The organism is Paramagnetospirillum magneticum AMB-1 (assembly GCF_000009985.1).
In the GTDB taxonomy this organism is placed as follows: Bacteria; Pseudomonadota; Alphaproteobacteria; order Rhodospirillales; family Magnetospirillaceae; genus Phaeospirillum; species Phaeospirillum magneticum.
In genome coordinates, this window is record NC_007626.1 from 1,314,442 (window position 1) to 1,334,233 (window position 19,792).

Genomic DNA, 19,792 nt, shown 5'->3' on the forward strand with positions numbered 1-19,792 from the left:
CCCCATGGCCAGGGTGCCGCTCACGGGTCGGAAGCTGGCGTATCACGCCCTGACCTTCGTGTTGGTGGTGCTGCTGCTGATGGCGCCGGCCCTGTGGAACGGCTATCCGCTGGTCTATTTCGACAGCGAGGATTACGTCGAGATGGCGTTCTCCTTCCAGCCGATCATCTGGCGCATCATGACCTATGGCATGTTCTGCTCCATCGCCCGGTTCTTCGGGACGCTGTGGGCGCTGCCCCTGGTGCATGCCATCCTCACCACCTGGGTGCTGCACGAGGCGGTGATGGGCTTCATCGGCCGCTGGCGGCACATGGTGTTCCTGGGGGTGGGGCTGGCGCTGGCCCTGTTCACCGGCCTGCCCTGGGTGTCGTCGCAATTGCTGGCCGACGTCTTCGCCGGAGTGGCCATTCTCGGCATCGCCGCCCTGGCCTTCGGCGAGGGCCTCCAGCCCTGGCGCCGGTTCGCCCTGGTGGTGATCACCGCCATCGCCATCTGCGTCCATATGAGCCATGTGGCGGTGGCCGCCGGCCTGTTGCTGGTCCTGGTGACGGTGTGGCTGGGCTCACGCTTCATGCTGCGCATGCCCAGGCCGCGCCTGACCGCGCCGGTCATGGCCATCGTGGCGGGAATCCTGCTGGTGCCGGTGACCCATTATTTCATCATGGGCCGCTTCGTCTTTTCCGAATCGGGCCAGGTGCTGCAACTGGCCCTGCTGGTCCAGAACGGCATGGCCAAGAAATACCTCGACGAGGTCTGCCCCAAGGGCGCCGACCTGGAGATGTGCGACCACAAGGACGAGTTGCCCCATACCGCCGACGAATTCCTGTGGGGGGATTCCCCCTTCGACGAGATGGGCGGCTGGAAGGCCCTGCACGACGAGGCGGGGCAGATCGTCTCGGGCGCCATCCGGCTGTTTCCCGCCGACATGCTGAACTCGGCCCTGGCCAATACCTGGGAACAGCTGAACTCCATCGAGAGCGGCGAGGATCTGGTGCCCATGACCTGGCACTTCGTGCGCACCCAGTTGCGGCGCTATCCCGACGAGTTCAGGCAGTTCCGCTTTGCCCGGCAGCAGCGGCGCCCGGCCATCGACTTCTTCACCATCAATTCCTTCCAGATCCCCATCAACTGGGGGGCGGAACTTCTGACGCCCATTCTGCTGGTGGTGGCCTGGCGCCGCCGCGACCGCACCACCACCGGGCTGGCCATCATCGTGGTGGCGGCCATCATCGGCAACGCCATCGTCTGCGGCGCTCTGTCCAATCCCCACGACCGCTACCAGAACCGGGTGGTGTGGCTGGCCTTGTTCACCGCCATGGTGGGGGCGGTGCGCCTCGACCAGCGCTTCGCCGGACAGCGGCGCCTTTCCATCCGCGCCGAGAACGAGGCCCTGGCCGCCGAGGCGGCCGAGGGCAAGACGCCTCCGGCCTGACCCGTTCGGAGGCACAGCCTCCGACCCTCCAGTTTCCAAAAGCTGAAGGGGCCGGGAAGCTGTGCTTCCCGGTTGGGGGATCGGGGGCGAACGCCCCCGAATTGGGGGTTAGACCAGCTCCAGCACCATCTCGACCACGTCGGGGTCCTCGTCCGACGGGTGCTTCTTGAAGCCGGCCTTGGCGGCGAGGCGGATCATGGCGTCGTTCTCTATCATGATCTGGGCGTAGATGGCCCGGGTCTTGCGCGCTCGCTGATAGCGGACGATCTTGTCCATCAGCATGCTGCCCAGGCCGGTGCCCTTCATGTCCGAGCGCACCAGCACCGCCAGTTCCGCCCGCCGGTTGTCGGGGTCGGTGACGGTGCGGACCACGCCCAGGGTCTCGGGGGTGCCGTCCTTGTTGGCGCGGGTGGCGATGAAGGCCATCTCGCGCTCGTAATCGATCTGGGTGAGGCGCGCCATCTGGTGATGATGGATCTGCCGCACCTGTCCGAAGAATCGCAGCCGCAGGTCCTGAGGCGTCATGCGGCCCATCATCTCGGAATGGGCGACGGTGTCCTCGGGCCGGATGGGGCGCAGGGTGACGGGCGAGCCGTCGTGCAGCCTGGCGCTTTCTTCCAGCTCGGCAGGATAGGGCAGGATGGAGAAGTGGCGCAGGTCGGTGTCTTCCCACGGCGCCACCCGGATGCGGGCGTCCACCGCCAGGGCACCATGCTCGTCGGCGAATAGCGGGTTGATGTCGCAGGCGACGATCTCGGGATTGTCGGCCAGCATGCGCGACACCCGCACCAGCACCTCGGCCACCGCGTCCACGTCCACGGCGGGGCGCCGTCCATGGGCCTGCAGCAGGCGCGACACCCGGGTGCGGCCGATCATGCCGCGGGCCAGGGGCAGGTTGACGGGGGGAAGCCCCACCGTGTGGTCGCGGATCACTTCCACCGCCCGGCCGCCCTCGCCGAACACCAGCACGGGGCCGAACAGGGCGTCGCAGGCCACGCCGACGATCAATTGCCGGGCATTGGGGCGGAAGGCCATGCGCTGGATGGTGAAGCCGTCCACCTTGATGTCGGGACGGGTCTCGGTGACGCGGCGCAGGATGCCCTCGGCCGCCGAGCGCACCGCCGCCCCGTCTTCCAGGTTCAGCGCCACGCCGCCCACATCCCATTTGCGGGCCACGTCGGGCGAGGCGATGGTCAACGCCACGGGATAGCCCACCGCCTCGGCGGCGGCCACGGCGCCGTCCACGTCGGGGGCGAGGCGGGTGTCCTGGGTCTTGATGCCATAGGCCGACAGCAGGGCCTTGGCGTCGGGCTCGGTGAGGTTGCCGCCCGCCTCGGCAAGGCCGCGCCCGACGATGAGGCGCGCCGTGCCCTTGGCCGCCGCGAAGCCGCCCAGTTGCGAGGGCGGCGTCTCCATCAGCATGTCCTGGTTGCGCTGGTAATTGACCAGATGGCGAAAGGCCCGCACGGCGCGGCCGGGGGTGTCGTAGGTGGGCAGGGCGGCTTCGGCGAACAGCTTGCGGGCGGGGGCGGCGGCCTCCTCGCCCACCCAGGAGGTGAGCACCGCGCCGCCATGGCGCTTCTGCACGTCGATCACCGCCTGGGCGGCCTCCAGCCCGTCGGCCATGGCGTTGGGGGCGTGAACCACCAGGGTGGCGTCCACCTCCTCGGCCTCGATCAGCACGCGGGCCATGTCGGCATAGCGCTTGCCGGCGGCGTCGACGCCCAGGTCCACCGGATTGCCCGCCTTCCAGCCGCGCGGCATCAGGGCGGCCAGCTTGCGCAGGGTTTCCTCGGACAGCGTGGCCATCTGGCCGCCGCCGGGGCCGCCCATCTCGGCCAGGGCCATCATGGCGGTGCCGCCGCCGTTGGACAGCACGGCCAGGCGCTGGCCCTTCATGGGCTTGGCCCGCGCCAGGGTCTCCACCGCGCCGAACAGCTCGTCGATGTCGTGCACGCGCAGCGCACCGGCCCGGCGGATGGCGGCGTCGAAGGCATCCTCGGGCCGGGCCAGGGATTCGGCCAGGAACTTGCCCACCGGATGGTCGTCGGCCTCGGGCACGGCGCGCACCAACAGCACCGGCTTGTTGCGGGCGGCGGCCCGGGCGGCGGGGATGAAGTTGCGCCGCGCCCCGATGGATTCGATGTACAGCAGGATGGCCCGGGTCTGGTCGTCATTGGCCAGATAGTCCATCACATCGGCGAAATCGATGTCGTGGGCGTCGCCCAGGCTGATGAAGTGGGAGAACCCGATGCCGCGTGGCCGGGCCCAGTCCAGCACGGCGGTGGACAGCGCCCCCGATTGCGACACGAAGGCCACCTTGCCGGGAAGGGCCGGCACATGGGAGAAGCTGGCGTCCAGGCGGATGCGCGGCACCAGCAGGCCCAGCGCGCCGCCGCCCAGGATGCGCAAGGACCAGGGCCGCGCCGCCGCCAGCATGGCCTCCTTGTCCACATCGCCGGCGATGACCACCGCCGCCCGGGTGCCTCGCCGCCCCAGATCCTCGATCAGGCCGGGAATGGTCTCGCCCGGCGTGCACAGCACCGCCAGATCCGGCGTCAACGGCATGGACCGCACGTCGGGATAGGCCAGGACGCCGGCGATGGCGCGGTGCTTGGGGTGCACCGGCATGATGGGGCCCTTGAACCCGGCGGTCAGCAGGTTGCGCATGACCACGGCGCCCGCCGAGCGCGGCCGGTCCGAGGCTCCGATCACCGCCACCGAAGTGGGCTCGAACAGGAAGGAAAGGTTGTGAATGCTCATGGGAGTCGAGTTTCTGCCGCACTGCGGAAAATGCAAGGGAGAAGTGGGGTTTTTCTCCTCGCTTCCCGCTGGGCTCCGCATGGTCTATGGTGCGCCGCTTAAAGGGGTTCGCCGTATTTTCGGGGTTGTATCCAGATGCTGAGAATGGCTGTTGCCGCCGTGGTTGTTTCTCTTGGCTGCGGCCTGCCGGCCCTGGCCGCCGACGAAGGGCAGGGGCCGATGCCGCTGGTCCAGCCCCTGCCGGCCGCCCCCGCCGCCCCGGCCGAGGAGACCCCCGGCTTTCAAGCGGTGCGCCCGCTGGCCGGCGCCGAGGCTCCTGCCGCCGCTCCCGCTTCCGTTGCTGCTCCGGCCCCGGCTCCGGCTCCGGTTGCCGCTCCGGTTGCCGCTCCGGCCCCGCTTCCCGTCGCTCCGGTGATGGCGCCGCCGCCGCCGCCGCCTGCGCCGCCCGCCGCCGTGACGGCTGAGTCCGGAATGCCCGCTCTGCTGGTCCAGGCCGGAGTGGCGGCGCTGATGATCGTCATCGGTGCCCTGGTTGCCGGGCTGGTGGGCAACGCCACCGCCGCCGCCGGCCGCCGGCGCGAGGAGGCCATCCGCCGCAAATCCGCCGCCGCCACCCTGGTGATCGAGCTGGAAGCCCGTATCCAGGCCTTCGAGGCCGTGCCGGTGCCGCCCAATGCCGATGCCGGCGTGTCCTTCGTCTCCGCCACGGTGGCCTTGGCCGACCTGGATTACGGCTGGAAGGCGGTCCAAGGCGCGCTGTACCTGCTGCCCGAGCGTCTGGCCGGACATCTGGCGGTGCATTACGCCGCCGTGCACCACGTGGCCAAGTTCATCAAGGGCCAGTCCTTCGCCGCCGGCCTGCGCATGCTGCAGGCCAACCGCATCGGCGGCCATCCCTGTCCCGACGCCGGCATCATGCGCGAAGCCCATGTGGAGCTGGCCGCCGCCTTCCGCGGCGTGGACAAGATCGTCATGGGCCTGAAGTCCATTTCGTAACACCTCGCCTTCCGGCGTGGCCGGCCACCCCGGCGCCTTCGGGCTGGGCCACAAATAAGCAAACCAGTACCGAAATGCATAAAACCATTCCCGCCTGGGACAATGGTGCCGCCGGTCAATTGTTCCCGGCGGAGAATAGCCCTGACGAAAGTGATGCTTTCATGATTCAAGTGTTGCCGCACTTGCCATGCGATGCATCGGGAATTGGCGTGGTCCGTCGCCGCTGATCCAAAGTTTTTGTGGTTATTTCAATGATATTGCTGCGGCGCGTCGGCGTCCTGCGGGGCATCATATGATACAAAACTTTTGACAGATACTGTGTCTGTGTAATATAACGGAGGAAATCAAGGGGCGCCGAAACAGGCCGCATCCGCCAAGCATCCGGGAGGATTTTCACATGAAGAGCACGCTGGTCGCCGGTCTGACCGCCACCCGCCGTTACGAGGTCGACAAGGGTCGCACCATCGGTTTCATGGGCGACGAGGCGCGGGTCTACAACACCCCGGCGCTGATCTACGACATGGAGGTCACCGCCCGCGACCTGCTGCTGGAGCATTCCGATGCCGGCGAGGATTCGGTGGGGACCCGGGTCGAGGTCGATCATCTGGCCCCCACCCTGCTGGGCCAGTGGGTGGAGATCACCGTGACCATCGAAGAGGTCAAGGGCCCCGGCGTGACTTTCTCGTTCACCGCCAAGGACTCCCTCGACAATATCGGCAAGGGCGTGCACAAGCGCTTCGTGGTCGGTGTGGAACAGACCAAGGCCCGCCTGCTGGCCAAGGCCGAAAAGGCCAAGAGCGCATCATGAGCGCCGCCCCGGCCGGGGGTGGGGGGAAGAAGGTCGAGAAGGTTCAGACGTACTGCTACCAGTGTGTGGCGGGCCCTGACCTGATGACCGTCAAGGTGGTCGACGGCGTCGCCACCGAAATCGAGCCCAATTTCAAGGCGGCCGATACCCACCCGGCCGAGGGCAAGGTCTGCGTCAAGGCGTTCGGGCTGATTCAGAAGTCCTACACGCCGCACCGCATCCTGACGCCCATGAAGCGGACCAACCCCAAGAAGGGCAAGGACCAGGACCCCGGCTTCGTGCCCATCTCGTGGGACGAGGCCATGGGCACCATCGCCGAGCGGCTGAACGCCATCCGCGCCGAAGGTCTGCTCGACGCCCAGGGCTATCCCAAATTCGCCGCCTCGTTCGGCGGGGCCGGCACGCCGACCCAGTACATGGGCTCGCTCACCGCCTTTCTGTCGGCCTGGGGTCCCATCGACTTCGGCTTCGGCTCGGGCCAGGGCGTCAAGTGCTATCACTCCGAGCATCTCTACGGCGAGTTCTGGCATCGCGGCTATGTGATCACCCCCGACACGCCGCGCGCCAATTACATCATCTCCTGCGGCACCAATACCGAGGCCTCCTCGGGGGTCTGCGGCGTCTATCGCCATGCCGAGGCCAGGGCCCGGGGCGCCATCCGCGTCCAGGTCGAGCCCCATCTGTCGGTGACCGGCGCCTGCTCGGCCGAGTGGCTGCCCATCAAGCCCAAGACCGACGCCGCCTTCCTGATGACCCTGCTGAACGTCCTGGTCTTCGAGGCCCCGCGCGAGCGCCTGGACCTGGACTTCCTGAGGAACACCACGTCGAGCCCCTATCTGGTCGGCCCCGACGGCTGGTATCTGCGCGATCCCGAAACCCACAAGCCGCTGCTGTGGGACGAGAAGACCGGGCGCGCCGTGCCCCACGACACTCCCGGCGCGGTTCCCGCCCTCGAAGGCCGCTTCACCGTGCCCAAGGCGGTGACCCTGGGTGCCGACGAGGATCGCTGGGAACACACGGATGTGGAAGGCGTCACCGCCTTCACCAAATTCATCGAGCATGTGAAGGGCTATACCCCGGCTTGGGGCGCCAAGGTCTGCGACGTGCCCGAGGCGCGCATCCGCAAGATCGCCAATGATTTCCTCGACCATGCCTGCGTCGGCCAGACCATCGAGATCGACGGGCAGGTGATGCCCTACCGTCCGGTGGCGGTGGTGCTGGGCAAGACGGTCAACAACGGCTGGGGCGGCGCCGAGTGCTGCTGGGCCAGGACCATGCTGGCGGTGCTGGTCGGCGCGCTGGAAGTGCCCGGCGGCACGGTGGGCACCACCATCCGCATCAACCGCCCGGCCGCCAACCGACTGGAAAGCTTCGAGGGCTGCCTCGACGGCTTCATGGAATACCCCTTCAACCCCACCGACAAGGACACCTGGAAGGCCAATCCGATCATCCGGAACGCCTACAAGATGCTGGTGCCGCTGGTGGGCAATTCGTCCTGGAGTCCGGCCCTGGGGCCGACCCAGTTCTCCTACATGTTCCTGGACGAGCCCCAGGACCAGATTCCGCGCGCCACCTTCCCGGAATTCCTGCTGGTCTACCGCACCAATCCGGTGATCTCGTTCTGGGATACCGACCGGGTGGCCAGCGTGGTGTCGCGCATGCCCTTCGTGGTGTGCTTCGCCCATACAAGGGACGAGACCAACCACTTCGCCGACATCCTGCTGCCCGACGCCACCGATCTGGAAGGCATGCAGTTGATCCGCATCGGCGGCACCAAGTTCCAGGAGCAGTTCTGGAAGCAGCAGGGTTTCGCCCTGCGCCAGCCCAGCGTCAAGCCCCAGGGCGAGGCCCGCGACTTCACCGACATCGCCACCGATCTGGCGGTGCGCACCGGGCTTCAGGAAAAGTACGTGGCCGCCATCAACCGCGGCTCCCACGGCGTGCCGCTGAAGGGTCCCAACTGGGATTTCAGCCTGCCGGTGGACAAGGCTCCGAGTTTGGAGGAGGTCTGGGACGCGTCGTGCCGTTCGGCCTCGGCCGAACTGAGCGACGGCGCCGAATCCCAGGGTCTCGACTGGTGGAAGGAAAACGGGTTCCGCACCATTCCCTTCTCCGAGACCAACTGGTTCCTGACTCCGGCGCTGAAGGCCAAGGGCCTGCGCTATGAGCTGCCCTACCAGGAGCGCCTGACCCGCATCGGCCGCCAGTTGGCCAACCGCCTGAAGGAGGCCGGGATCACCTGGTGGGATCACCAGCTGACCGAATACCGGCCGCTGATGGAATGGCACGACTTCCCCGGCTATTGGGAACAGAGCGTGGTGGAGCACGGCGGCAAGGTGGCGGACTTCCCCTTCTGGGTGGTCACGGCGCGAAGCATGCAATACGCCTGGGGCTCCAACATGCACATTCCGCTGATGCGCGAGGTGTCGGGCCACATCAAGGGCCATGACGGCGTGGTGATGAACCCCGAAGCTGCCCGCAAGGTCGGCGTCAAGGAGGGCGAGCGCATCGTCGTCACCGCGCCCACCGGCAAGAGCGTCGCCGGCCGCGTGGTGCTCTCCCAGGGCATTCGCCCCGACACCATTTTGATGATGAGCCAGTTCGACCACTGGGCCACGCCGATCGCCAAGGATTTCGACGTGCCCAGCATGAACCGGCTGACCGCCATGACCATGCAGTTGACCGACGCCACCGGCTCGGCCGCCGATCTGTCGCGCGTCGCCATCCGCAAGGCGCGAGCCGACGAGCAGGGGAGGCGGTCATGACCAAATGGGCCATCGTCGCCGATCTGGGGCGCTGCGTCGGCTGCCAGACCTGCACCACCGCGTGTCGCCACGCCAATGCCACGCCGCCCGGCGTGCAGTACCGCAAGGTGCTGGACATGGAGGTGGGCACCTTCCCCGATGTGCGCCGCGTCTTCGTGCCGGTGGGCTGCATGCATTGCGACGAGCCGCCGTGCCGCGACGTCTGCCCCACCACGGCCACCACCAAGCGCGCCGACGGCATGGTGATGATCGACTACGACATCTGCATCGGCTGCGGCTATTGCATCGTCGCCTGTCCCTATCAGGCCCGCTACAAGGTGTCCAAGCCCACCTTCGCCTTCAAGGATCAGGAGACGCAGAACGAGCGGACGCGCTTCGATGAGCGCTTGCTTGGCGTCGCGCAGAAGTGCACCTTCTGCGTCGACCGGGTCGATTACGGGCTGGCCAACGGGTTGACCCCCGGGGTGGCGCCGGAAGCGACTCCCGCCTGCGTCAATTCCTGCCTGTCCAAGGCGTTGACGTTCGGCGACACCGATAATCCTGACAGCAACGTCAGCAAGCTGCTGAAGCGGTACAAGTCGTTCCGCATGCACGAGGAACTCGGGACCGGTCCCAACATTCACTATTTGTGGGAGACCGAGGACGAATGAGCGAGGAATTCGAAGACGCCCCGGCCATGCGCCATCAAGGCCTGTCGCCCTGGCTGCAGACCGCCTGGGATCTGCGCGCCGCCGGCAACTTCATCGGCGGGGGCTCGGGCACCGGCCTCTTGATCATCGCCTCGCTGGGAGCCTTCGACGGGCTTTACAGCCGGGTGCTGCTGATCGCCGGACTGGCCCTGGTCGGCCTCGGCCTGTTTTCCGTGTTCCTGGAGATCGGCCGTCCGCTTCGCGCCCTGAACGTCCTCCTGGGCGCCAAGCGCAGCTGGATGACGCGGGAAGCCATGGTGGCCGCCGTGCTGTTCCCGCTGGGCGCCGCCGCGCTGATCTGGCCCGATCTGACCAAGCTGGTGTGGATTCCCGCCGCCGCCTATCTCTATTGCCAGGCCCGCATTCTTGAGGCCGCCAAGGGCATTCCCACCTGGCGCTCGCCCCTGATCCTGCCGCTGACCATCGCCAGCGGTCTGGCCGAGGGCGCCGGAATCCTGCTGCTGCTGGGTACCCTGGCGCTGGAGGGCGGCGCGCCGGAATGGGTGGCTGGGACCCTGGTGGCCACCATCGCCGCCCGCATCTTCGTGTGGATGTTCTACCGCCGCCGCATGGTGGGGGGCGAGGCTCCCGTCGAGGCGGCGGCTGTGCTGATCCGCTTCTCCATGCCCTTTACCCTGGGCGGCAACGTCATTCCCATCGCCTTCCTGGTGCTGGCCGGCATTCAGCCCGACATCCGCGCCGCCGCCCTGGCCGCCGCCGGGCTGGCCGCCATGGCGGGCGGCTGGGCCATGAAGGTGGTCATCGTCACCAAGGCGGCCCACAACCAGGGCTTCGCCATCAACCATTCTCCCGCCCGCGGCGGCGGGGAGTCCGGACCCGGTTTCAAGCCGGGCTGGCGCGAAGTGCCGAAGGACAAGAAGTAAGACCGCACGGTCAGTGATGTGATCTTTATCGGGCTCTCGCCCGAACCCAGTTGGGGCCAGGCCCCAAACCCCCTTTATTTTCGAAAATAAGGGAGGTTTGGAGGTCTCCTCCAACCGGGGCCGGGGCGGGAGCCCCGTCACATCGGCGTCCGGGCGGACAAAAAATCGCCCGGCCGGTGAATGCCGATCCGAGAGCGAATAAAAGCGAGGAGAGGCTTCATGGGCAATGGTTTGGAACCGGCGGCGCTGGGCGTCGTGGCGGGCGGTAGCGGCGACGACCTGCGGGTCGGGCTGGTCAACACCCGCGAATTCGGCATGGTCATCTCGGCGGGGCTGGGGGCAAGCGACGCCGCCCTGGCCGGAGGCGTGTTCGCCAAGGACCGCGCCGTGGTGCATGCCTCGGTGGAACTGACCGACGGCGCGGCTTTTCTGACGCGCTTCAAGCGGACCTTCGCCTATCAACGCCTCGCCGCCCGGGGGCTGGCCCCCGACGCGGCGCTGGAAAAGTGCTTCGCCGCCCTGATCGACCTGGGCCGCTCCGAGGCGGGCCGGACCATCGGCGAGGTCACCCTTGATCTGGCGGTGAAGGACGCCGCCCTGGTCGGGGCCGTTTCCTCCAAACCCTGCGCACCGGCGCCCACGCGTCTGGCCCGCCCCATTGCCAAGATCGACAAGCTGATCCATCCGGAAAAGATCGGCATCGTCGGCGTCTCGGCCTCGGGCATGAATTTCGGCCGCATCATCCTCAAGAACCTGATGGGCAGCGGCTGTCCCCCGGAGCGGCTGGTGATCATCCGCCCCGAGGAAAGCGAGATCGACGGGGTCAAGTGCGTCGCCAGCCTCGCCGACCTGCCGGCCAAGCTGGACCTGCTGATCGTCGCGGTGCCGTCGGGCGCCGTCTATCCCCTGGTGGACGAGATCATCGCCACGGACAAGGTCCATTCGGTGATGCTGATCCCCGGCGGCCTGGGTGAGACCGAGGCCAGCGTCGAGCCGGCGGCCGCCCTGGCGGCCCGCATCAACGCCGCCCACGGCCGGGGCGACGGCGGCCCGGTGTTCCTGGGCGCCAATTGCCTGGGCGTGGTCAGCCATCCCGGCGGCTACGATTCCTGGTTCATCCCGCTGGAGCGTCTGCCCAAGCCGGCCAAGAAGGCCAAGCGCAACTCGGTGCTGCTGAGCCAAAGCGGCGCCTTCATGATCACCCGGATCAGCCGCAATCCCTGGCTGGACCCCGCCTATATGCTGGCGCTGGGCAACCAGACCGACCTGACCCACGGCGACATGCTGACCTATTTCGCCGCCCGCGACGACATCGAGACCATCGGCATCTATGTGGAGGGCTTCAAGGACGGCGACGGTCTGGACTTCGTCCGTGCCGTGCGCAAGGCGGTGGCCTCCGGCAAGCAGGTGGTGGTCTACAAGTCGGGCCGCACCGAGGCCGGGGCGGCGGGCGTCATGGGCCACACCGCCTCGGTGGCCGGCGACCCCGTCCTGTTCGAATCGGTGGTGCGTCAGGCCGGTGCCATGGTGGCCGAGGACGTGGACACCTTCGACGACCTGTTCTACATCGCCGGCGCCTTCCACCATAAGACCGTGGGCGGCAACCGGGTGGGCGGCATTTCGGGCGCCGGGTTCGAGGCGGTGGGCATCGCCGATTCCACGGTGACCGAGACCTTCCGCCTGGAGATGGGCCAGCTTTCCCCCGACACCGTCGCCAAGGTGCAGGAGATCCTGGTGGCCAAGAAGCTGGACTCGCTGGTGACCGTCCGCAACTCCATCGACATCAATCCCGGCGCCGACGACGAGTGTCATCTGGCCATCACCGAGGCCTTCGCCCAGGACCCCAATATCGACGCGGTGGTGGTGGGCATGGACCCCACCGCGCCGTCGGTGATGGCGCTCGACGCCAGCAAGCTGCGCCCCGGCTGGGACATCCACAATCCCAAGAGCAGCCTTCACCTGTTCCCGCCCATCGTCGAGCGCAACGACAAGCCCATCATCGCCATCGTCGACGGCGGGCCGCTTTATGACGCCATGGCGGGAGGGCTGATGGACAAGGGCGTCTGCGTCTTCCGCAACTGCATGCGCGGCACAAGGGCGCTGGCCCGCTATGTCGAGGCCCGGCTTTACGCCGCGACGCTGCGGGGGTAGGGCTCTCTCCCCAATCCTCCCCCGGCAAGCCCGGGGGAGGGAGCTTTTCTCCAACCAAGTCGGGGGGGGGCTTGCCGCCGCCCTATCAGCGGGATAGATAGAGGCCCTCAAGCGGAAGGGAGGGACCGGCCATGTTCATGTTTGCCCCCGAGGTGGAGCGTCTGGACCGTCCCGCCCTCAAGGCTTTGCAGTTGCAGCGGCTGCGCGACCTGCTGTCCCATGCCTATGCCCATGTCCCCCATACCCGCGCCGCCTTCGACGCCGCCGGGATCAAGCCCGACGATCTGCGGCATCTGGAGGATCTGGCCCGCTTTCCCTTCACGGTGAAGGCGGATCTGCGCGACAACTACCCCTTCGGCCTGTTCGCGGTGCCCCGGGAGAAGGTGGTGCGCCTGCATGCCAGCTCCGGCACCACCGGGCGGCCCACCGTGGTGGGCTACACCCAGGCCGATATCGACATCTGGGCCGGGCTGATGGCCCGCTCCCTGGCCGCCACCGGCATCCGTCCCGGTGACGTGGTGCACAACGCCTATGGCTACGGCCTGTTCACCGGCGGGCTGGGCTTTCACTATGGCGCCGAGCGCCTGGGCTGCTCGGTGGTGCCCATGTCGGGGGGCAATACGGAAAAGCAGATCGGCCTGATCAGCGATTTCGGCGCCCGCGCCCTGGCCGCCACGCCGTCCTACGCCCTGAACATCGCCGAAGTGGCCGAGCAGATGGGCGTCAGCCTGGCCGAATCCCCCCTGGCGGTTGGCGTGTTCGGCGCCGAGCCGTGGAGCGAGTCCATGCGGGCCGAACTGGACCGGCGGCTGGGCATCAAGGCCTGCGACATGTACGGCCTGTCCGAAATCATGGGGCCGGGCGTGGCCATCGAGTGCGAGCACCGGGTGGGTCTGCACGGCTGGGAAGACCATTTCCTGTTCGAGGTCGTCGATCCCGAGACCCTGGAGCCGCTGCCCATGGGGGCCGAAGGCGAACTGGTCATCACCACGTTGACCAAGCAGGCCCTGCCCATGGTGCGCTACCGCACCCGCGACATCACCCGGCTGACCGACGAGCCCTGCGCCTGTGGCCGCACCCATCTGCGCATCCTGCGGGTCACCGGCCGCAACGACGACATGATGATCATCCGGGGCGTCAACGTCTATCCCAGCCAGATCGAGGCGGCGCTGGTCGGCTTTGCCGGCGTGGCGCCCCACTATCAGCTGACCCTGACCCGCCAGGGCTCGCTCGACCACCTGACGGTGGAGGCCGAGGTGGAGGACAGTCGGGGCGAGGACGACCGCGCCCATCTGGCCCGTCAGGTCCGCCACCACCTCAAATCCCTGGTCGGCATTTCCTGCGAGGTGATCGTCCGCCTGCCCGGCGAGCTGCCGCGCTCGCAGGGTAAGGCGGTGCGGGTCCGGGACCTGCGCAAGCAGGCGGAGTAGTCAGTACCGCCCGAACACCTTGGTTCCTTCGGGGCCGAAGCTGTGGACCACGTTGTCCTCCTTCGGTCCCCCCATTCCGGGCGAGCCCATGGGCATGCCGGGCGAGGCGATGCCTCGCGTCCGGGGCTTTTCCGTCAGCAGGCGGTCCACCGCCTCGGCGGGGACATGACCCTCCAGCAGATAGCCGTCCACCTTGGCGGTGTGGCAGGACTGCAGGGGGGCGGGAATGCCGTAGGCCCGCTTGATCTGGTCGATGTCGTCCACGTCCACGGACTTCACCTTGTAGCCGGATTGGCGCATATGCTCGGCCCAGCCTTCGCAACAGCCGCAGGTGGGGGACTTCCACATGGTCACCTCGCGCTCGGCGGCCAAGGCCGGCAGGGTGGCGAACAGGGCGAACAGGAAAACGGCGACGGTCTTCATGGCTGGTTCTCCCTCAATGTCCGTGTCCGGCATGGGGATCGGCCGCCGCCGTCGCCGGCGCTCCCCCCAGGCCGTTGGCCGCCTGCACGGCGCGGATATAGGCCAGCACCTCCTTGTCCTGGCCGGGCTTCAGTCCCTGGGGCTTGGGCATGTCGCCGAACTTCCACATATGGGCCTTGGCGCCGTCGTTCATGGCCGCCAGGATCACGTCGTCGCCATGGGCCGAGCCCAGGGCGTAGAAGGGATGCAGCAGGGGCGGGCCATTGTCGGTGCCGCGCAAGGCTCCTCCATGGCAGGTGGCGCACACCGCCTCGAAGGTCTTGCGGCCCGCCTCGGCCGGGCCACTGACGGTGGGAGCCACCATCTCGGCCTGCTGGAAGCGCACCGAGACCGGCTTGCCGTCCACCACCAGGCCCAGCACGGCGGCCAGCTTGTCCTTGGCTTTGACCGGCACCGGGGCGGTCAGACCGTCGTCCTTGGCGGCCAGGTCGGCCTCCAGCTTCTGGCCGTTCAGCAGCAGGGTGGCCTTGCCCGAGGCCTTCACCGGCTTGTCGTCGTGATCGCGCAGCCAGACGCGGATGGCGCCGTCGCGCACGGCGAATTCGGCGCGGTAGTCGCCGCTCTCGGCGATCTGGCCGCCGAAAAAGGCGACCATGGTGCCGTGGGCCAGGGCCGAGGGCACCACCAGCAGCAGGGCCAGGGTGAGAAGGCGTGTCTTCATGGTCGAAATCTCCTTGGGCGCGGTCACGGCCGCGCTTCGGTTGCGAGGTTGGTCAAGGCCTTGCGGCCGATCAGCAGGACCACCGCCGGGGTGACCAGGGTGTCCAGAAGGGTCGATGACATCAGGCCGCCGAAGATCACCACCGCCACCGGGTGAAGGATCTCCTTGCCCGGCTCGCCCCCGGCCAGGACCAGGGGCAGCAGGGCCAGGGCGGCCACCAGGGCGGTCATCAGCACCGGCGTCAGGCGCTCCAGCGAGCCGCGAAGGATCATGGCGGGGCCGAAATCCTCGCCTTCGTGGCGCATCAGGTGGAGGTAGTGGGTGATCTTCATGATGCCGTTCCGGGACGCGATGCCGGCCAGGGTGACGAAGCCCACCATGCCCGCCACCGACAGCGGCAGGCCCGACAGCCACAGCGCGCCGACGCTGCCCACCAGGGCCATGGGGATATTGGCCATGATCACCAGGGCCAGCAGGCCCGAGCGGAAATGGGCGTGCAGCAGGGCGAAGATGGCCCCCAGCGACACCAGGGCCAGCAGGCCGATCAGGCGGGTGGCCTCCTGGCGGCTCTGGAATTGGCCTTCATAGGCGATGGCGTAGCCGGGGGGCAGGGTCATGCCGCCCAGTTCCGCCTGCAATTCCTCCATGATGGCGCCCAGGTCGCGGCCCTGGGAATTGGCGAAGACCACCACCCGGCGGCGCAGATTGTCGCGGTTGATCAGGTTGGGGCCTTGGGTCTCCACCACCTCGGCCACCAGGGACAGCGGCACCTTGCCCGCCGGGGTGTCCACCAGGATCTGGCGGAAGTCCGAGGTCTGGGCCCGCCAGTCCTCGGCCAGGCGCAGCACCAGATTGGTCGTGCGCTCGCCGTCTCTGACCTGGGACACCACCTTGCCCTGCAGGGCGGCTTCCAGGGTCTCGGTCAACTGGCCGAGGCCCAGGCCGTATTTGCGCGCCTCGGCCCGGTCCAGCCGGATCTGTACCTGGGGGATGAGGACCAGCTTCTCCACCTGGAGATCGGCGATGCCCCTGACGCCCTGCATGCGGGTCCGGGCCTCGGCGGCCAGACTGCGCAGCGTGTCGAGATCGTCGCCGAAGATCTTGACGGCGATCTCGGCCCGCACTCCCGACAGCAGGTGGTCGAGGCGGTGCGAGATGGGCTGGCCGATATTGATGTTGATGCCGGGTATCTGGGCGAGGCGCGCGCGCAGGTCGCCCAGGATGGCGTCACGCGGGCGTTGGCTGGGATGCAGGTCCACGTCGATCTCGGAGTAGTGGACGCCCTCGGCGTGCTCGTCCAGCTCGGCGCGGCCCGTCCGCCGCCCGGTGGAGGCGGCCTCGGGCACCTGCCGGATCAGCGTCTCGGCGATGGTGCCGATGCGGTTGGATTCCGACAGCGAGGTGCCGGGTGGCAGCACCACGGTCACCGTGACGGTGCCCTCGTTGAAGCTGGGCAGGAAGGTGCGGCCCAGGAAGGGCACCGAGGCCGCCGCCAGGATCATCAGGGCCAGGGCGGGAAGGATCACCGCCTTCGGATTGGCGAAGGATCGCTCCAGCAGGATGCGGTCCCAGGCCTTGAGGCGGCGCACCAGGGCGGAATCGCCGTGGCCCATGACCCTGGCCCGGGGCAGCAGCAGCAGCGACAAGGCGGGCGTCACGGTCAGCGACACCGCCAGCGAGGCCAGGATGGAGACCACATAGGCGATGCCGAGGGGCGCGAACAGCCGGCCCTCGATGCCCGACAGGGCGAAGAGGGGCAGGAAGGCCAGCACCACCACCATGGTGGCGTAGACGATGGAGTTGCGCACCTCGGACGAGGCGCTTCGCACCACCTCAAGCACCGGGCGCGGCTGGGCCGTGGCGGCATTCTCGCGCAGGCGCCGCAGGATGTTCTCCACATCCACCACCGCGTCGTCCACCAACTCGCCGATGGCCACCGCCAGACCGCCCAGGGTCATGGTGTTGATGGACAGATTCATGGCGTGGAACACCAGGGCGGCCACCACCATGGACAGCGGAATGGCGGTCAGGCTGATGACGGTGGTGCGCATGTTCATCAGGAAGGCGAACAGCACGATGGCCACCAGCACGGCGCCGTCCCTCAGCGCCTCGGCCACGTTGGCCACGGCGCGGGAGATGAAGTCGGCCTGACGGAACAGCACCCGGTCGGCCTCGATGTCGGCGGGCAGCGTCCGCCCGATCTCGGCCAGGGCGGCTTCCACCTTGCGGGTCAGCGTCACCGTGTCGGCGCCGGGCTGCTTGGACACCGCCAGGATCACCGCCGGCTGGCCGTCGATGGCGGCGTCGCCGCGCCGGATTCCTGCGCCGTTTCTGACCTCGGCCACCTGATCCACGGTGACCGGGGCGTTGTTGCGCCACGCCACCACGGTGTTGCGCAGATCGTTCAGATCGGTGGTCTGGCCCATGTTGCGGATCAGGAACTCGGCCGAGCGCTGTTCCAGAAATCCGCCGGTGGTGTTGCGGGCGAAGCCGGCCAGGGCTTTTTCCACATCGGCATAGCCCAGGCCCAGGGCCGACATGCGCGACGGCGAGACCAGCACCTGGATCTGGCGCACCTCGCCGCCCATGGGGATCACCTGGGCGATGCCGGGAATGGAGAGCAATCGGGGGCGTAAGCTCCAATCGGCCAGGGAGCGCAGCTCCATGGGCGAGGTGGCGCCGGCCTTGGAGCGCACGCCGACCAGCATGATCTCGCCCATGATGGAGCTGACCGGACCCATGACGGGATTGATCCCCGCCGGCAGCAGGTCGCGGGCCGAGGATAGACGCTCGGCCACCAATTGCCGGTTGCGGTAGATGTCGGTGCCCCAGTCGAACTCCACGAAGACGATGGACAGGCCCACGCCGGAATTGGACCGGACCCGCACCACGCCGGGGGCGCCGTTCATGGCGGTCTCGATGTGGCAGGTGACCAGGCTTTCCGATTCCTCGGGGGCCAGCCCCAGCGCCTCGGTCATGATGGTGACGGTGGGGCGGTTGAGATCTGGAAAGATGTCGATGGGCAGCCGAGCCAGCACCAGCGAGCCATAGACGGTCAGCGCCAGGGCGGCGGCCAGGACGAACAGCCGGTGACGCAGGCTGAGAGCGATGATGGAATCGAACATGATCGCTACCTCAGCGCTTTCAGTTGCTCGACGCCCTGGATCACCACCTTTTCGCCCGTCTTGACGCCCTCGATCTCGGCCAGGGGGCCGACCATCCGCTCGACGCGGATGGGGCGGGCCTCGAAGGTCTCGGGCGCGGCGCGCACGAACACCACCTGACGGCCGCCGAACTCGGCGATGGCCGAGCGCGGCACCGCCATGCGCAGCCTCGTTGCTCCGGTGGCCAGGAAGACGTCCACCGGCATGCCGATGCGCAAGGTGCGGGCCTGGGCCTCGGACACGGCGAAGATGGCGTGCACGCCCTGGTCCAGGGCATCGACCCGGGGACTGACCCCCAGCAGGGACAGCGCCACCGCCTGATCGGGCAGTACTTTGGTGGCGGCGGTGGCGGCGCCGATGCGGCCCGCCAGCGCCAGATCGTGAATCACCGCCTCGACCCGCACCCGGGTCGGGTCGACGATCTCGATCATGGCCTTGTCCACCGGCACCACCTCGCCGGGGACCACATGCACGTCGGTGACCACGCCGTCGATGGGGGCGCGCACCAGTTCGCGGCCCAGGGCGGTGCCCAGAAGCTGGGAGCGCTCGCGCCGCAGCTGGTCCAGGCGGGTGCGGGTGTCCTCCACCAGCTTGGTGGCCACCAGTCCCTTCAGCGCTTCCTGGCGAGAGGATTCCCGCTCGGTGATGGCGATCTCGCTTTCCACCCGGTACAGGCTGGCCCGCTTGTCCGAGCGCTCCAGGGTCGACAGCGTCGGTTCCAGCACTCCGATCACCTGGCCGCGCTTGACGCCTTGGCCGGGGACGGGCAGGGGGAATTCAGGGTCCGAGACGATGCGGGCCGGCTGCGACGGCTGCACCCGGGCGAAACCGGCGGGATCGGGCACCACGCGGCCCACCACCCGGACGGTCTCGGCGGATTCGGCGGAATCCACCTTCTGGGTGCGGATGCCCAGCAGGAACTGGGTGGGCTTGGCCATCACCAGCAGGGCGCCGGGCTGGGCGGCGGGGGTCTCCGCCGTGGCGGCGTGGTCGTGACCCTCATGCGCCCGCGCGGCGGGTACCGCCAGCACCAGCAGCAGCACGGCCGTTCCCGCCCCGCGCCGCCCCAGCAGCCAGGCGGCGACCACCAGCACGGCGCCGATGGCGGCACCGCCGGTCCAGTGGCGCCAATGCTCCACTGGGGCGGGCGGGGTGGCGGGCGGCGGCAAGGGCGCCACGCCCCGGGCCAGCAGCAGGTCGTCGCGCCCCTGGGCACTGATCACCAGGGTGAGGTCGGCTCCGGCGGTGGGGGGCGCCCAGGCCAGGGCATAGGCGCCCGGCCCCTCGGCCGGTACCGCCTTGCCGCTCCAGCCTTCGGCCTCGGCATCGATGGCGGCGCCGGCGACGGGGGCGTTGCCGTCCAGGTCGGCGAGATAAAGCAAAGTGCGGCCATCGGTGCCGGGAACCAGCACCACCTGGAAGACGTCGCCCTCGGCGCCGATGCCGGGTGTCGCCGGCTGGGCGGCCCAGACGGATGGAATGAGCGCGGCCCAAAAGGCCAGCGCCAGGAAGCGTGCAAACATGGGAAGTGATCCCCGAAACAGTGAATCCGGACGGACTTCAGGC

13 protein-coding genes are annotated in these 19,792 nt (G+C 68.3%); 8 read left to right on the forward strand and 5 right to left on the reverse strand.

Annotated features, from left to right (window positions below; translation table 11 throughout):
• Positions 1-4 precede the first annotated feature (4 nt).
• Positions 5-1,432: a hypothetical protein gene (locus AMB_RS06280; RefSeq protein ID WP_011383649.1), complete on the forward strand. Its 1,428-nt coding sequence runs from the start codon at positions 5-7 to the stop codon at positions 1,430-1,432.
• Positions 1,433-1,540: 108 nt separating this feature from the next.
• Here the strand turns inward: AMB_RS06280 and AMB_RS06285 are convergent, their stop codons facing one another.
• The gene (locus AMB_RS06285; RefSeq protein ID WP_043743588.1) at positions 1,541-4,195 is read right to left on the reverse strand and encodes a bifunctional acetate--CoA ligase family protein/GNAT family N-acetyltransferase; all 2,655 of its coding nucleotides are present in this window, start codon (positions 4,193-4,195) and stop codon (positions 1,541-1,543) included.
• Between the two features lie 144 nt (positions 4,196-4,339).
• Here AMB_RS06285 and AMB_RS25590 point away from each other — a divergent pair, with 144 nt between their 5' ends.
• The 7 genes from AMB_RS25590 (at position 4,340) to AMB_RS06320 (ending at position 13,918) form a co-directional block, all read left to right on the forward strand.
• Positions 4,340-5,191, forward strand: coding sequence for a hypothetical protein (locus AMB_RS25590; RefSeq protein WP_158303935.1), 852 nt, complete (start codon positions 4,340-4,342; stop codon positions 5,189-5,191).
• Between the two features lie 397 nt (positions 5,192-5,588).
• Entirely contained in the window at positions 5,589-5,999 is a 411-nt protein-coding gene (locus tag AMB_RS06295) for a thioesterase family protein (RefSeq protein ID WP_011383652.1), read from the forward strand.
• Positions 5,996-8,764 carry a molybdopterin-dependent oxidoreductase gene (locus AMB_RS06300; RefSeq protein WP_011383653.1) on the forward strand — a complete coding sequence of 923 codons (2,769 nt, stop codon included), beginning with the start codon at positions 5,996-5,998 and terminating at the stop codon, positions 8,762-8,764. The genes AMB_RS06295 and AMB_RS06300 overlap by 4 nt, the downstream gene beginning before the upstream one ends.
• The gene (locus AMB_RS06305) at positions 8,761-9,414 is read left to right on the forward strand and encodes a 4Fe-4S dicluster domain-containing protein (protein ID WP_011383654.1); all 654 of its coding nucleotides are present in this window, start codon (positions 8,761-8,763) and stop codon (positions 9,412-9,414) included. The genes AMB_RS06300 and AMB_RS06305 overlap by 4 nt, the downstream gene beginning before the upstream one ends.
• Positions 9,411-10,337: a DmsC/YnfH family molybdoenzyme membrane anchor subunit gene (locus AMB_RS06310; protein WP_011383655.1), complete on the forward strand. Its 927-nt coding sequence runs from the start codon at positions 9,411-9,413 to the stop codon at positions 10,335-10,337. The genes AMB_RS06305 and AMB_RS06310 overlap by 4 nt, the downstream gene beginning before the upstream one ends.
• A gap of 219 nt (positions 10,338-10,556) precedes the next feature.
• Positions 10,557-12,488, forward strand: coding sequence for a CoA-binding protein (locus tag AMB_RS06315; protein WP_043743589.1), 1,932 nt, complete (start codon positions 10,557-10,559; stop codon positions 12,486-12,488).
• 131 nt (positions 12,489-12,619) lie between these two features.
• Positions 12,620-13,918, forward strand: a complete 1,299-nt coding sequence (locus AMB_RS06320) for a phenylacetate--CoA ligase (protein WP_011383657.1) — start codon at positions 12,620-12,622, stop codon at positions 13,916-13,918.
• Here the strand turns inward: AMB_RS06320 and AMB_RS06325 are convergent, their stop codons facing one another.
• From AMB_RS06325 to AMB_RS06340, 4 genes are read right to left on the reverse strand one after another with little or no spacing between them, the layout of a single operon-like run.
• Entirely contained in the window at positions 13,919-14,341 is a 423-nt protein-coding gene (locus tag AMB_RS06325) for a DUF411 domain-containing protein (RefSeq protein WP_011383658.1), read from the reverse strand.
• Between the two features lie 13 nt (positions 14,342-14,354).
• Positions 14,355-15,062: a cytochrome c gene (locus tag AMB_RS06330; RefSeq protein WP_231849002.1), complete on the reverse strand. Its 708-nt coding sequence runs from the start codon at positions 15,060-15,062 to the stop codon at positions 14,355-14,357.
• A gap of 23 nt (positions 15,063-15,085) precedes the next feature.
• A complete protein-coding gene (locus tag AMB_RS06335; protein WP_011383660.1) occupies positions 15,086-18,187 on the reverse strand; it encodes an efflux RND transporter permease subunit in 3,102 nt (1,033 codons plus the stop codon).
• A 5-nt stretch (positions 18,188-18,192) separates the two neighbouring features.
• Positions 18,193-19,749 carry an efflux RND transporter periplasmic adaptor subunit gene (locus AMB_RS06340; RefSeq protein WP_011383661.1) on the reverse strand — a complete coding sequence of 519 codons (1,557 nt, stop codon included), beginning with the start codon at positions 19,747-19,749 and terminating at the stop codon, positions 18,193-18,195.
• Positions 19,750-19,792 lie beyond the last annotated feature (43 nt).

Bases quoted from the DNA above. Each gene is read 5' to 3' on its own strand.
- AMB_RS06320 (WP_011383657.1), top strand. From the start codon at position 12,620: ATGTTCATGTTTGCCCCCGAGGTGGAGCGTCTGGACCGTCCCGCCCTC.
- AMB_RS06280 (WP_011383649.1), top strand. From the start codon at position 5: ATGGCCAGGGTGCCGCTCACGGGTCGGAAGCTGGCGTATCACGCCCTG.
- AMB_RS06300 (WP_011383653.1), top strand. From the start codon at position 5,996: ATGAGCGCCGCCCCGGCCGGGGGTGGGGGGAAGAAGGTCGAGAAGGTT.
- AMB_RS06295 (WP_011383652.1), top strand. From the start codon at position 5,589: ATGAAGAGCACGCTGGTCGCCGGTCTGACCGCCACCCGCCGTTACGAG.
- AMB_RS06310 (WP_011383655.1), top strand. From the start codon at position 9,411: ATGAGCGAGGAATTCGAAGACGCCCCGGCCATGCGCCATCAAGGCCTG.
- AMB_RS25590 (WP_158303935.1), top strand. From the start codon at position 4,340: ATGGCTGTTGCCGCCGTGGTTGTTTCTCTTGGCTGCGGCCTGCCGGCC.
- AMB_RS06285 (WP_043743588.1), bottom strand. From the start codon at position 4,195: ATGAGCATTCACAACCTTTCCTTCCTGTTCGAGCCCACTTCGGTGGCG.
- AMB_RS06305 (WP_011383654.1), top strand. From the start codon at position 8,761: ATGACCAAATGGGCCATCGTCGCCGATCTGGGGCGCTGCGTCGGCTGC.
- AMB_RS06340 (WP_011383661.1), bottom strand. From the start codon at position 19,749: ATGTTTGCACGCTTCCTGGCGCTGGCCTTTTGGGCCGCGCTCATTCCA.
- AMB_RS06335 (WP_011383660.1), bottom strand. From the start codon at position 18,187: ATGTTCGATTCCATCATCGCTCTCAGCCTGCGTCACCGGCTGTTCGTC.
- AMB_RS06315 (WP_043743589.1), top strand. From the start codon at position 10,557: ATGGGCAATGGTTTGGAACCGGCGGCGCTGGGCGTCGTGGCGGGCGGT.
- AMB_RS06330 (WP_231849002.1), bottom strand. From the start codon at position 15,062: ATGAAGACACGCCTTCTCACCCTGGCCCTGCTGCTGGTGGTGCCCTCG.
- AMB_RS06325 (WP_011383658.1), bottom strand. From the start codon at position 14,341: ATGAAGACCGTCGCCGTTTTCCTGTTCGCCCTGTTCGCCACCCTGCCG.